9 protein-coding genes and 1 pseudogene are annotated in these 13,256 nt (G+C 46.3%); 1 reads left to right on the top strand and 9 read right to left on the bottom strand.

Going from position 1 to position 13,256, the window contains the following annotated elements; genetic code table 11:
• Positions 1-49: 49 nt before the first annotated feature.
• The 9 genes and pseudogenes from BLV62_RS17185 to BLV62_RS17145 form a co-directional block, all read right to left on the bottom strand.
• Entirely contained in the window at positions 50-619 is a 570-nt protein-coding gene (locus BLV62_RS17185; RefSeq protein ID WP_089763198.1) for a hypothetical protein, read from the bottom strand.
• A 135-nt stretch (positions 620-754) separates the two neighbouring features.
• Positions 755-2,683, bottom strand: a pseudogene (gene nagB, locus BLV62_RS17180) (glucosamine-6-phosphate deaminase); the annotation flags it as partial.
• Positions 2,684-2,918: 235 nt separating this feature from the next.
• Entirely contained in the window at positions 2,919-5,198 is a 2,280-nt protein-coding gene (locus tag BLV62_RS17175; RefSeq protein ID WP_211117836.1) for a glycoside hydrolase family 20 protein, read from the bottom strand.
• A gap of 45 nt (positions 5,199-5,243) precedes the next feature.
• Positions 5,244-6,014, bottom strand: coding sequence for an endonuclease/exonuclease/phosphatase family protein (locus BLV62_RS17170; protein WP_089763196.1), 771 nt, complete (start codon positions 6,012-6,014; stop codon positions 5,244-5,246).
• Between the two features lie 40 nt (positions 6,015-6,054).
• Positions 6,055-6,939 carry an alkaline phosphatase gene (locus BLV62_RS17165; protein ID WP_089763268.1) on the bottom strand — a complete coding sequence of 295 codons (885 nt, stop codon included), beginning with the start codon at positions 6,937-6,939 and terminating at the stop codon, positions 6,055-6,057.
• Positions 6,940-6,996: 57 nt separating this feature from the next.
• Positions 6,997-7,752, bottom strand: coding sequence for a copper homeostasis protein CutC (locus BLV62_RS17160; RefSeq protein WP_089763195.1), 756 nt, complete (start codon positions 7,750-7,752; stop codon positions 6,997-6,999).
• A 21-nt stretch (positions 7,753-7,773) separates the two neighbouring features.
• A complete protein-coding gene (locus BLV62_RS17155) occupies positions 7,774-8,823 on the bottom strand; it encodes a N(4)-(beta-N-acetylglucosaminyl)-L-asparaginase (protein WP_089763194.1) in 1,050 nt (349 codons plus the stop codon).
• Between the two features lie 43 nt (positions 8,824-8,866).
• Positions 8,867-9,832: an ROK family protein gene (locus BLV62_RS17150; RefSeq protein ID WP_089763193.1), complete on the bottom strand. Its 966-nt coding sequence runs from the start codon at positions 9,830-9,832 to the stop codon at positions 8,867-8,869.
• Positions 9,804-11,720, bottom strand: coding sequence for an MFS transporter (locus BLV62_RS17145; RefSeq protein WP_211117837.1), 1,917 nt, complete (start codon positions 11,718-11,720; stop codon positions 9,804-9,806). Before BLV62_RS17145 ends, BLV62_RS17150 begins: the two co-directional genes overlap by 29 nt.
• A gap of 194 nt (positions 11,721-11,914) precedes the next feature.
• Here BLV62_RS17145 and BLV62_RS17135 point away from each other — a divergent pair, with 194 nt between their 5' ends.
• On the top strand, positions 11,915-13,237 hold the full coding sequence (locus BLV62_RS17135; RefSeq protein ID WP_089763192.1) for a sugar MFS transporter: 1,323 nt from the start codon (positions 11,915-11,917) through the stop codon (positions 13,235-13,237).
• Positions 13,238-13,256: the final 19 nt, after the last annotated feature.

Below are 13,256 nucleotides of genomic sequence, written 5' to 3'. Positions count from 1 at the left end.
CATATAGTAGTATCGAACTTATCAAAACAAATAAATAAAGCGCCTACGCTTAATTCTTCTTATAGTCCTGGTCCGGATCTTCCCAATCTTCATCATTCCATTCCTCATCTTCCCAATCTTCATCCTCTTCTTCATCGATCAGCAAACTCTCGTCAGAGCCGGGCTCTACACCGTTAGCTCTCCAATGTGCTACAATCTCATCTACCTTAGCCTTAACAACAGCAAAATCAGTGATCGGTTTGTCTTCAAATATAACAGTAGTGTCAGGCAGGTTCTTAAAAGCCAGGAAACATTCCTCTAATAATGAAATATTAACAGGCGAGTTACGTAGCGCGCTGTAAGACAGGCGAACCGCATCAAACGGACCGCTGCCCAGGAAAACCTCTTCCCCATTCAGCATAGGAAATAACCAGATCAGCACATCGTCGCCGGTTTCTTCACTATTTAAAATTCCAAAAAAATCATCCAGTTGCTCGAATCCAAGCGGAGCTAACTGGGCAAAAGACTTACTCTTAGGAGGAAATTTAGGATGCTCGTCCCCTGTGATCAGGAACAGATCGCCAAACCTGGGTTTTTCTTTTGCCTTAAATTTAAAGTCAATGAGGATGTCGTTTTCCATTGAAGGCTATGATAATTTTGCTATTGTAATTTAATCTTTTTATTCAAAGGAAGGGAAAAAGTTCTTCGCTATAATTTTCAGGATATGGCAAATAGATGAAAAAAGGACTGGCCATTATGGCCAGTCCCAAAGCTATTACATAAAATGATAACGTACAAATGCTTCCATGGCTGCATACTTCTGCAAGCCTAATTTGTCATACAGGTCGGCAGTATTAGCGTTCCTGTCTTCGGCTCTTTGCCAGAACTCACGCAGGTCGGTACCCTGGAACGGCACCACATCCTTCTGGCTCTGGTGAATGAAGATACCCAGGCGTTTTTGCAATACCTGGTCAGGGCTCATCGGAACAGCCATTTCAATTTCATGGATCTCCCATTCCTGCCATGCGCCTTTATACAACCATACCCAGCAATCCTTAGCCCAATCATCATGTTTCACGATTTCCAGAGCTGCAAAAATGATATCCAAACAAACCTTGTGCGTACCGTGCGGATCGGCCAGGTCGCCGGCGCAATAGATCTGGTGCGGTTTCACTTTGCGGAGAAGATCAACAGTGAGCTGAACATCTTCAGGCCCCATTGGTTTTTTCTCAACCAGCCCTGTTTCATAGAAAGGCAGGTTCATAAAATGCGCGTTTTCTTCAGGGATGCCTACGTAACGGCAAGTGGCCTTCGCTTCGCAACGACGTATCAGCCCTTTAATAGCACGGATCTCAGGCGTATCTTTCTGGCTTGGTTTCTTAGTACGGATAAACGCTTTTGCTTCATCCAGGATCTGTGAGCTCTTGCTCTTATCAATGTCGAACATGCCTTCGAAACCTACGGCGAAGTCGATAAATCTTAATACAAATTCATCTGTTACGGCAATGTTGCCTGAAGTCTGGTAAGCAACATGCACATCATGCCCCTGTTCATGCAGGCGGATGAAAGTACCACCCATAGAGATGATATCGTCGTCCGGATGGGGGGAGAAGATCAACGCACGTTTTTTAGCAGGTTCTGAACGCTCAGGATGTTTAGGTAACTGCGGACCAGGTTTACCTCCGGGCCAGCCGGTAATGGTATCCCTGATGGCGTTGAATTCTTCAATATTCAGTTCATAAGCCGAACCATACTGCACGATCAGATCATTCAGACCATTTTCGTTATAGTCCTTATCTGTCAGCATGAGGATTGGCTTATTCAGTTTTAATGCAAGGCCGGTTACAGCTTTGCGGATAAGACCCGGGGTCCATTCGCAATCTCCCGTTAACCATGGTTCTTTGAAACGGGTCAATTCTGTTGCTGCCTGCTCATCGATAACGAACTTGCAGTTAGGATGCTGCTGCAGCAATGATGCAGGCACCTGGTCGCTGCTATGCCCTTCTACTGAACGGCAAACAATCTTCGCTTTGTGCGTGCCCCAAGCCATCAGCAAAATGCGTTTGGCTTTGAAGATGCTGCCCAGACCCATGGTGATCGCTAAGCGCGGTACCTGGCTCATGTTAGGGAACTCGTAAGCATTCGCCAAACGAGTGCTGTTATCAAGCGTTACAAGACGGGTATGAGAGTTGATATTGGAGCCAGGTTCATTGAACCCGATATGCCCGTTATTCCCGATACCTAATACCTGCAAATCAATACCTCCCAGCTCTTCAATCCGTTTGTCGTATGATTCGCAATACTTTTTAATCTGATCTTTAGGAATAGTACCATCTGGAATGTGATACTGGCCTTCCGGAATATCGATATGATTGAACAGGTGTTCTTTCATAAAGCGATTATAGCTTTGCAATGCATCCGGTTCAATCGGGTAGTACTCATCCAGGTTGAATGTGAATACATTTTTAAAGCTTAATCCTTCTTCTTTGTGCATACGCACAAGTTCAGCATACATGTACTTAGGAGTAGAGCCTGTTGCCAAACCTAAAACACAATGTTGGCCTGCTGCTTGTTTCTCACGAATTAATGTGGCAATTTCCTGTGCTACTGCTTTGGAACCTTCCTTGGCAGAAGGGTGTATTTCCACAGCAATTTGTTCAAAGCTGTCAATCAGTTCGATTTCCTGATGATTAATCGTCATTGTAAACGTTTTTTGATTAGATGCGGTTTAAAAAACGAGCCGGAAAATTAAAGAAATTTACTGCTAAAGCCTATTAATATTTAGCAAAATTTAACCAATAATTCTTTAGCTTAAGTAAACCATTTAATATTTTATTCCGTTAATATGTTTATGTTGCAGCCATTGAGGCTGTATTAAAATTTTTTGGTGTAGGAGTCATTCATATAACCGTTCACAGCACCTGTGCTGGAGCGGTTTTTTATTGTACCTCCAACTCATCTACCATCAGCCAGGCCTGATCACCGGCGCCTTCCGCGCCTGCAGGGATCTTCCCGAACCGTTGTACTGTCACTTTTACAAAGCGGGCATTAACCGTAGCAAATACGCTTCTTACATTGTTAATTCCCTGTTGTGAAAAGGTGGTTTGCTGGAAGATGGTTTTATAATTCTTTCCATCTTCAGACACTGAAAAGCTTACCTGCTTAGGCGGATAGATCCAATCATTCTTATTCACCAATACCCCGATCCCGATACTGCTGATTGGCTGAACGCTGTCCAGGTCTACCACTGCTTCAAAATCGCTGTTCTTATATCCAAACCATTCGTTGTCGTTATACGATTCGCTTCCCCTGATGCCATTTACCAACACTTCCGCGGAAGGCCGGTAAGCCTGGTCGGCTTCCGCTCCAAGCTTAACCTGCCTGCCTAACGCTTTGCTATAAACGAACCGTTGGTTATACTCATTACCAAAAGGCTTGTTATCCTGGAATACCTGCGCCCTGATTGTCATCGTTTTTTCGATGGCAACAGGTTGCGTATAAGGAGTCGACTGTGGAGTAGGGGCGGTACTATCTGTTGTGAAAAAAATCTTTCCGCCGTTTAATTTGCTGTCTAAGGTCAGCGATTCTTTACCGTCTTTAACCGTGATCTTACCTGTTACTTCAAAAACGTGCTTGGCGTAGTTGACTTTCTTTTTGTCGAGCCTTGCCACATGTTCTTTCAGCCTGTTCACGAAATCATCATAGTTTTTACGGGATGCCGGCGTCCACAATACCTCTGCCAGTGCGGCAGCGCGGGGGTAAGCCATGTATTCCAGGTAATCGCTGTTCGCAATATATTCTGTCCACAAATTGGCTTGTGCTCCTTTGATGTATTTGCCTTCTTCCTGGGTCAACGCCGCTGGAACAGGCTCGTATTCATAAACTTTCTTCACCGGCAGGTAACCGCCAATAGCCAGCGGTTCATTCGCGCTCCTGGATTGATAATGATCGAAATAGCAATAATCGCCCGGCGTCATGATCACATCATGATGTTGTTTTGCAGCCGCTATGCCTCCTTCAATTCCTCTCCAGCTCATTACAGTAGCATTGGGCGCCAGCCCGCCTTCCAGTATCTCGTCCCAGCCAATGATCTGCCTGCCCTTGCTGTTCAGGTATTTCTCTATCCGCTGGATGAAATAGCTTTGCAGCGCATGTTCGTTTTTCAGGCCTTCCTGTTTCATGCGGGCCTGGCATTTAGGACATTTTTCCCATCTGACCTTCGGACATTCGTCTCCGCCGATGTGAATGTATTTGCTGGGGAACAATGTCATGACTTCATCCAATACATCTTGCAGGAAAAGGAATACGCTGTCGTTGCCTGCACAATACACATCGTCGTATACGCCCCACCGTGTGCCGGTTTCATAAGGCCCGCCCGTGCATCCCAGGTTGGGATACGCTGCCAGCGCGGCTAAAGAGTGACCTGGCATCTCTATTTCGGGAATCACGGTAACGAAATGATCCTGGGCATACTTCACCACTTCCCTCACTTCTTCCTGTGTATAATACCCGCCATATGGTTTTCCATCAAACTGATTGTCGGCATACCTGCCTTTCATAGTTTCCTTGCGCTTGGAAGCAATTTCCTGCAGGCGAGGGTATTTCCTGATCTCTATTCGCCAGCCCTGATCTTCTGTAAGATGCCAGTGGAAAGTGTTGAACTTATGCATCGCCATCAGGTCTATGTACTTCTTGATAAAGGCTACCGGGAAGAAATGACGGCCAACATCGAGGTGCAGGCCGCGGTAGGCGAAACGTGGACTGTCAGTAATTTCGCCGCCTGGTATATACATCGCCTTTGCTTTGGCAACAGGGATCAGCTGTATCAGCGTTTGTACGCCATAAAAGGTACCGCTGCTGGTATTTCCCTGGATGGTGATCTGGTGATTGCCTACTTTCAGCGTATAGCCTTCAGGTTGAGTGCTGTCGCTCCCTGAATGAAGGGTAATGGCATTGTCGCCGGCTTCTTTCTTTACTTCCAGTTCATATCCTGTCAGCTCTTTTATCCAGGTGTTCAGAAGACTGGCAGTGGTTATGTCGGCAGGTTCGCTGGCAACAATAACCGTATGTTTGTCGAGCAGGAATGAATCACTGTTTGCCTGGATATTTGCCGGGAGGGGAATAACGTTGAAATGTCCCTTCGGAATTTCTTCGTTGGTAGTGGCACAGGCGCAGCATAACCCTATTAAGATCATGCACAGGTAGCTGATTGATTTCATTATTTTATCGAATTGATTGTTTTCAGTCGGGTAAAAAATATCTTGTTATTTCACTAATTCCACTTCACAAATAACAGGACGGTGATCTGATGCTACTGTTTCTTCTATCACTTTTGCTTCCCCTGCATTCCACCTGGCTTTTGGAGCCAGAAATATATAGTCCAGCTTCACTTTAGGCGTATCAGAAGGGAAGGTTGGACCCACCTGGTGCGTAGCATCTGTGAATACCTGTTTCAGGATCTTTATTTCTTTTGAAGCAGGAGGAGCATTCAGGTCGCCGCAGAAAATAACGGGCGTTTGCGCTGTTTTAAAATAGTTGGCAAGCGTGTTGGCCTGCGCAATGCGGTCGTTCGATCTTTTTCCTGCATCAAAATGCGTAGTCACAAAATGGATGACGCTATCGCCGGGCAGCTGCACAGTTACAATGCCTGCTGCTCTTGGTTCGCTGTCTTTACCTGAAGGAAGCGGAAGCGTGATGTTGTTCTGAATAGGAAACCGGGAAAGTACCCCGGTTCCATAGCCGCCGCCATCAAAGTCTGTTGCTTTTACAAAGTAGGTATACATTCCTGTGATAGCTGCCAGTTCTTTCAGTTGATCAGCGCCTTTTGAACGGCCGGTTACACTGTCTACTTCCTGGAGGGCAACAAGGTCCGGGTTTGTTGCTAATATTACGTTGGCAATTCCTTTTAAATCCAATTCCTGCCTGGTATTTTCTCCATGGTGAATGTTATAGGTCAATACTTTGATCTTCTGGTTCTGGGCATTCAGACAAAAACCTGATAAAATCACAGCAGTGATGAGCAGCATTCTTTTCATAGTCGTAATATTTAGAAACAAGAGGTTTTATACCTGTTGATTATTTAAATGCTTCAGTAACCGGACGCCCTGTCCACACAGCTGGTGTTTTCAGCCCAAAGATCCATGCCAGCGTAGCTGCCGTATCATAGGTCATCACACTGTTCCTGATCTCGTGGTTCTTCGCAATTCCCGGGCCACGTATGATCCAGGGTATCTGCATTTCTTCCATTGTCTTGCCTCCATGACCTTTCTTAATTCCACCATGATCCGCTGTCAGGAGGACGATGGTGTTATCCCACATGCCTGCATCTTTCACCGCCTGGAGGATTTGGCCCAGGCGAAGATCATTTTTGTGCACCTGTTCATAATACGCAGGGGTATCATGACCAATATTGTGCCCTGTTCCGTCAGGTTCGTCGAAATGGATAAACAGGAGATCCGGATGTTTTGTTTTTATATAGTCAACAGCTGCTGCTGTGGCCAGGCTATCGTTATCGTGGCAGGCTACCGAATGGTTCACCGCCTCTTTGGGAAAAAGATATCCTATCCCGTCCCAGCTGTAGATCACGCCAATTTCTGCTGTAGGTTTTTGCTGTCGTAATATGGTGTAAATAGATGGGAACATATTGTATTGATCAAGTTCCCTGGATGGTAAGTCTGGTTTTTTGCTATCCCATTCGGTGTAGCCGTGTAATTCAGGGCCTGCACCCATCACCATGGAAGCCCAGTTCACTGCACTGGAAGAAGGAAGTACGCTGCGGGCCCGGAGTGTATATGCTCCGTCCTGCATCATTTGTTTCATGTTGGGGTTGTCTGCTTTTGCAAAACTGTAGGCCCCCAATCCGTCCATACCCACAAGGATCACATGCTTCACCCCTTTAGTCTGGGCCTGTGCGCAGTATGTGCCGAGCATAAGGCCTGCCGCCAAGATCAATTTTTTCATTTCGTTGTTCACTTTACGCGGTATCTCTGACCGCCAATAATTTGGTATAGATAGCTGCTAAGATAGTAATGTTTTTTCGCCAATTTCACGTATCAGGGCTACTTCTTTTTCACGGGTTTGGGATATCCCGTATTCCGGAACTCCGGGAATGCCGCCCATGCTCACATTCGGGTGCCGGTAAACCATTTTGCTGTCTTCATACGATTTAGCAGAAGTATGGTATTCTGTGATCCCGGTTTCTTTTATCAGTTGTGCAATATTGGATGATCTGACACCTGAACCGGCCATGACAGCGATCCGGTCGTTAGCGCTGTTAACCAGCTGACGAAGCGTGGAGGCGCCTTCCAATGCCGTATTCCTGCCGCCGGATGTCAGTATCCTTTCAAACCCTAACGAAATAATATCTTCCAGCGCTTCGAACGGGTTATCTGTCATGTCAAAAGCCCGGTGAAAAGTAACTTTCATGGGTGCAGCCAGTGTAACAAGCACTTTGCATCTTTCTTTATCCACTTTCCCGTCCGGTGTCAAAATGCCAATCACCACGCCATCGCAGCCCAGTTGTTTGCAAAGCTGAATGTCTTTGATCATGGTGTCAAACTCCAGGTCCGAATACAGGAAATCGCCTCCCCTGGGCCTGATAATAGGATAAAGTTTAATGGAGGTCTTTTCCCTCGCTAATGCAATGGTTCCATAAGAAGGGGTGGTACCGCCTTCCAGGAGGTTGTCGCATAGCTCGATCCTGTCGGCGCCTCCCTTTTGAGCGGCAATACAGGATGCTACTGAACCCGCGCATATTTCAAGAATAAAAGCCATAGCAAAGGGTTTGCTGAGAAATTAAAAATAATGTTTCCCGTCGATCAGCGTATCGCAGTTACCGGTAGTGCAAACGGCATAGTTAAAGCCGGGTTGCAGGCAGTAGGCGCCGTGTTCTCCTTTTTTATTGAGGGCAAGGAATCCTACCTGTATTTCTTTCGCTTTTGAAGGACTTCTTTTTACTATCCTTTCAACTGCTTCTTTACATGCTTTTTCAGGAGGGTAACCTTGTCTCATCAATTCTACAACGAGATGGCTGCCCACGATCTTGATCACTTCTTCTCCAACACCGGTGCTGGTTGCGCCGCCTACTTCATTATCCACATACAGGCCGGCGCCGATAATAGGGGAGTCGCCCAGCCTTCCTCTCAGTTTAAAAGCCATGCCGCTGGTAGTGCAGGCGCCAGAGAGGTTTCCCTGCGCATCCATTGCCAGCATGCCGATGGTATCGTGGTTATAAACATTTCCCGGCAGTTGCAGCGGGCTGAATGCAGCAGCGCCGTTATCTTTTCCGTAGGAAGAATTTTCAATGTTGATGATCGGTTTGTATTCCGATTTTTTCAGCCATTCTTTCCAGGCTTTTTCAGCTTCAGGAGTGAGCAGGTTTTCTTTTTTGAAACCGTTGGCCAGGGCAAATTGCAATGCTCCTTCTCCCACCAGCATTACATGCGGTGTTTTTTCCATAACCAGCCGGGCAACAGAAATGGCGTGTGTAATGTGTTCCAGTGCGCCAACAGACCCGCAGTTGCCATGTTCGTCCATGATGCAGGCGTCAAGGGTTACACGTCCGTCGCGGTCGGGGTAGCCGCCAAATCCGACGGTGTGGTTGTTGGGATCAGCTTCCGGAACTTTTACGCCTGCTTCTACTGCATCGAGGGCGCGTCCGCCATTTTTAAGCACTTCCCAGGCAGCTGCGTTGGCAGCCCTTCCGAAATCCCAGGTCGATACAACGATTGGTTGTCCCGGTTTGGCAGCTCCGCGTCTGGCAGCCGGAGCGGCGCTAACTCCTTCTAAAGAGAAAACAGCGGCACTGAGGGCCGCTGTTTTCAGGAATGATCTTCTATCTTTCATACAAAGCATTTAGTTGTTCACTTCAGGGCTGAAGTGCGGCATGCTATTCTTTCATCTCCCAGGCCAGTGCGCTGGCTCCCAAAATGGCGGCATCGCTTTCTTTCAGTTCTGAGAACAGCAATTTAACTTTATTCTGGAATATCGGGAGCAGATTCTTTTCCATATGCTCCCTTACCGGTTTCATGATCAGATCGCCTGCCTTTGTAAGACCGCCGAATAAGATGATCGCTTCAGGGCTGGAGAACATTACAAAGTTAGCCAGGGCGGCGCCCAGTATCTTACCTGTAAATTCATATACTTCTCTCGCCAGCGGATCGCCTTGCATGGCTGCTTCGTAGATCAGTTTGGAATTGATTTCTTCTTTTGAATGCTCGCGCATAGTGCTTGGAGTATCGGGGCGGGTAGCCAAAAATTCGAGCGCTGAAGCTGTAACACCAGTAGCAGAGGCGTAGGCTTCCAATGAGCCAAGTGCGCCGGTGCCCGGATGTGGTCTGCCGTCGGGGATCACGATGCAATGTCCTAACTCTCCTGCAAAACCGTCATGACCGTAGATCAACTGACCGTTTGCCACAATACCGCTGCCAACACCGGTTCCCAACGTAATAACAATGAAGTCTTTCATGCCCCTGGCTGCACCATAGATCAATTCTCCCAATGCTGCTGCATTGGCATCGTTGGTCAGCACAGTAGGCAAACCAAATTTTTGTTCCAGGAGGCTGGCTAAAGGAACGATCCCTTTCCAGCGCAGGTTAGGAGCATACTCGATGTTCCCGGTATAGTAGTTACCGTTAGGAGCGCCAACGCCAATACCTTTGATATGTTCCATTCCACCTGCCTGTTCAATCAGTCCTGACAGGTGTTCGTGTAATTCGTCCAGGAAGCCGTTTACATCTTCATGTTGATTTGTTAACATTCGACCATCGCATAAGATATTTCCTCTGCGATCTACAACGCCAAATTTTGTATTAGTCCCCCCAATATCAATGCCCACCACTAATTGCTGACTCATAATCAATTCCTTGAGATTTTAAAATGTTTTTAACTCTAAATGCGAAGAAGGCCAGGTAAGCAAAACAGATTACCGGGATGATGTAAGAGGCGTGGATACCAATGCTTGGAATGTCTGCTAACCCACCCTGAACAGGAGGTATTAAAGAGCCACCAAGGATCATCATAACCAGGAAGGCAGAGCCCTGACCAGTATATTTGCCAAGACCGGCAATTGATAACGCGAAAATACTAGGCCACATTACGGAACAGTAAAGGCCACCGCTGATAAATGCGAAGGTAGCCACAGGGCCGGTAGTGAATAACCCGATCAGTACAGAACCTACGCCCAGCAAACCGAAAACCATCAGGGTTTTGGCAGGTTTATCCTGGCCGGCGAAGAATCCAATGATCTGGATCACAATGCAGATAGCATAAGGATATAATTCAGAGATGTCGTTTCCTTTGATACTGTTGGCAGCTAAAACAACGCCATAGGCGATGAAAGGAACAACCACACACAATATATTACGGGTAGTTTTGGAAACATTGAATACGCTGATGGCTCCCGTCCAGCGACCGATCATCATACTGCCCCAGAACAGGGATACATACGGGTCGATCTGTGATTCAGGCAAACCATTGGCAGTCAGGAAACCAGGATGTTTCAGCAATGCGCCCAGGTTGCTGGCCATGGTCACTTCCACACCTACATAAATAAAGATAGCCAGCATACCGAAGATCAGCTGCGGATATCTCATTGCGCCCCAACCTTCGTTGTTGGTTGCAGACGCGCTCTTTGTATAAAGCAGGATACCAATGATACCAACGATACCAGCTATAAAGAATGGCAATTCAATTTTCATTACAAGTCCTGCGAGGATCAGCACAAACATCAGCGTGATACCCAGCAGCGACCTGGTAGCTTTAGGCGAAGATTCAAATACTTCTGAGTCATTGCTCTCAGGCATTTTGACAAAGGCAAAAATGGCAGCGGCAACCAGGAACAACACGATCAATAAAATGTAAAGGGTATTGATCTTACTGATATCAGTGCTTACTTCACCGCCTTTAATGTTGCCAAACAGCAGCATGCTTACAATGATAGGTCCGATGGTTGTACCGAAAGAGTTTACTCCACCCGCCAGGTTCAGACGGTGAGTACCTTTCGCCGGGTCGCCCAGCAGGATCGCAAACGGGTTGGCAGCTGTCTGTTGCAGGGAGAAACCCAGTGCAACAATGAACAACGCCATAAGGATCAGGGCAAAGTAACCGAAGGTAACGGTTTGCTGGAACTCAGTGCTCAAAGCTGCAGTTACTTTTTCTACATTCGCTTTGGTAAAGGTGGCAACATACTGATGATGCTCTTCGTCTTTGTTGAATCCACCCGCTACGGCAGATAATAATTGTTGATTTGAAATGTATTTCTCTGCCTGCTCATTATCGCTGATCAGCAAAGAGTAAGTGTCGTCTGCTTTTTCACGACGGATCTTAACCTGCCTGTCGGATGTCTGCAACTGCTGTTCTACCTGGAAACCGGAGATATCTTTCACGGTTTCGGAAATAGGAACAATTTTTTCTTTGTTGACACATGGAATCATGATGGCAGCTCCCAGTACAGAGATCAAGAGTCCATAGATAATGCCTTTCCTGTAACCAATCTTATTCAGGATATCTACTTTCCTGGCGGCAGAAGCTAAATACAGGATCAAAGAACCAATAAAGTAGGCGCTGTAAAAAGAAAAGTCGATTAACTGGGATTCCAGTTGTGTAAGGTTGAAATGTGATTTACAGAAAGGGATAAAGATACTGTTAGATGCAGCCAGAAACCCCCAGAAAAAGAAAACTAGAATGAGCACAAAGAACGAAGGATGTGTGCTCTGCGCATTTTGTTTTGCATGCTGAGTCATAAACGTGTTGTTACTGTGAAATTTTGCCGGTTTAAATGTATAATTATTTTTTTAAAATTTTTTAAAAAGTAAAATTATTCTTGCAATATACTATATAGATAAAACGTTTTAGCAAAAATATTTAAGAAATATACAAGAAATATAGGAGAAGTTTAGTTAAGTTAGTACCTATCAAATAATAATCTGACAACATTATGTCCAACCAAACAGTAACAATGAAAGCCCCTCCAAAGCAGGTAGGGTACGCACAATCTATGGCCATTATCGGCATGTTATTCTTTATTTTTGGCTTTGTTACCTGGTTGAACGGTACACTGATCCAATTCTTTGAGATCGTATGTGAACTGAACGTTTCCCAGGCGTTATTGGTAACAATGGCCTTCTACATGGCCTATGTAGTACTGTCTATTCCTTCTTCCTATATCCTTGACAAAACAGGATTTAAAAACGGGATGGCGCTGGGATTATTGATCATCGCTGTTGGTTCTTTAATTTTTATCCCTGCCGCCAACGCCCGCAGCTTCTCTATGTTCCTGACAGGACTGTTTGTTCAGGGCGCCGGCCTGGCTCTCCTGCAAACGGCTTCCAATCCTTACGCCAGTATCATCGGGCCTAAGGAAAGCGCGGCAAAACGTATCAGCATCCTCGGCATCTGCAACAAAACTGCCGGCGCCCTGGCGCCGTTGATCCTCAGCACTATTGTGCTGAAAGATGCCAATGGCTTAAAAGAACAGATCGAAGCGGCAACAGACGCCGCCCAGAAAGCTACACTGCTGGATAACCTGGCTGGACGCGTGATCGGCCCTTACGTTGCTATCGCTGTCGTTTTAACTATCCTGGCCTTCTTATTAAAACGTTCTTCCCTGCCTGAAATTGATACCAACCAGGAAGACGAAACTACCGCAGCTGCTACGCTTGGTAAAACCAGCGTTTTGCAGTTCCCTCAACTGACACTGGGTGTACTCTGTATTTTCTTCTATGTTGGTGTTGAAGTAATGGCGGGAGATGTGATAGGCATATATGGTAAATCTTTAGGCCTGAGCGCCGACCAGACAAAATACTTTACTACTTTTACCCTGGTAGCTATGCTGGCTGGTTACATAGTGGGAGTAGCTACTATTCCCAAATATCTTTCCGGGAAGAAAAGCCTGCAGATCTCCGCACTGCTGGGAGTATTATTTACCGTTGCCGCTTATCTGACCACTGACTTCTCTGCTATCACATTCATTGCATTGCTGGGACTGGCCAACGCCCTTATGTGGCCGGCTATCTTCCCTATGGCTATCGACGGGTTGGGACGCTTTACCAAGATAGGTTCCGCCCTGCTGATCATGGGTATTGGCGGCGGCGCCATCATTCCGCAGGTTTACAGCGGGATGTTCAACCAACATGGATTAATGAGCTTTTTATATAGTCCGAATATTGATTTCCGCCATGCCTTCCTCTATTGCATGGTGCCCTGCTACCTGTATATTCTCCTGTATTCATTTATAGGAGATAAGCTAGGGAAGAAATAACCATTACCGGGTTCCAAAA

Origin of the sequence: Chitinophaga terrae (ex Kim and Jung 2007), from assembly GCF_900107795.1 — a bacterium.
GTDB lineage: Bacteria > Bacteroidota > Bacteroidia > Chitinophagales > Chitinophagaceae > Chitinophaga > Chitinophaga terrae.
Note: the sequence above shows the minus strand (reverse complement) of the source record. Positions and strands in the feature narration are given on the sequence as shown.

Excerpts from the sequence above, each read along its gene's own strand:
- BLV62_RS17185 (WP_089763198.1), bottom strand. The coding sequence starts at position 619 with ATGGAAAACGACATCCTCATTGACTTTAAATTTAAGGCAAAAGAAAAA.
- BLV62_RS17175 (WP_211117836.1), bottom strand. The coding sequence starts at position 5,198 with ATGAAATCAATCAGCTACCTGTGCATGATCTTAATAGGGTTATGCTGC.
- BLV62_RS17170 (WP_089763196.1), bottom strand. The coding sequence starts at position 6,014 with ATGAAAAGAATGCTGCTCATCACTGCTGTGATTTTATCAGGTTTTTGT.
- BLV62_RS17165 (WP_089763268.1), bottom strand. The coding sequence starts at position 6,939 with ATGAAAAAATTGATCTTGGCGGCAGGCCTTATGCTCGGCACATACTGC.
- BLV62_RS17160 (WP_089763195.1), bottom strand. The coding sequence starts at position 7,752 with ATGGCTTTTATTCTTGAAATATGCGCGGGTTCAGTAGCATCCTGTATT.
- BLV62_RS17155 (WP_089763194.1), bottom strand. The coding sequence starts at position 8,823 with ATGAAAGATAGAAGATCATTCCTGAAAACAGCGGCCCTCAGTGCCGCT.
- BLV62_RS17150 (WP_089763193.1), bottom strand. The coding sequence starts at position 9,832 with ATGAGTCAGCAATTAGTGGTGGGCATTGATATTGGGGGGACTAATACA.
- BLV62_RS17145 (WP_211117837.1), bottom strand. The coding sequence starts at position 11,720 with ATGACTCAGCATGCAAAACAAAATGCGCAGAGCACACATCCTTCGTTC.
- BLV62_RS17135 (WP_089763192.1), top strand. The coding sequence starts at position 11,915 with ATGTCCAACCAAACAGTAACAATGAAAGCCCCTCCAAAGCAGGTAGGG.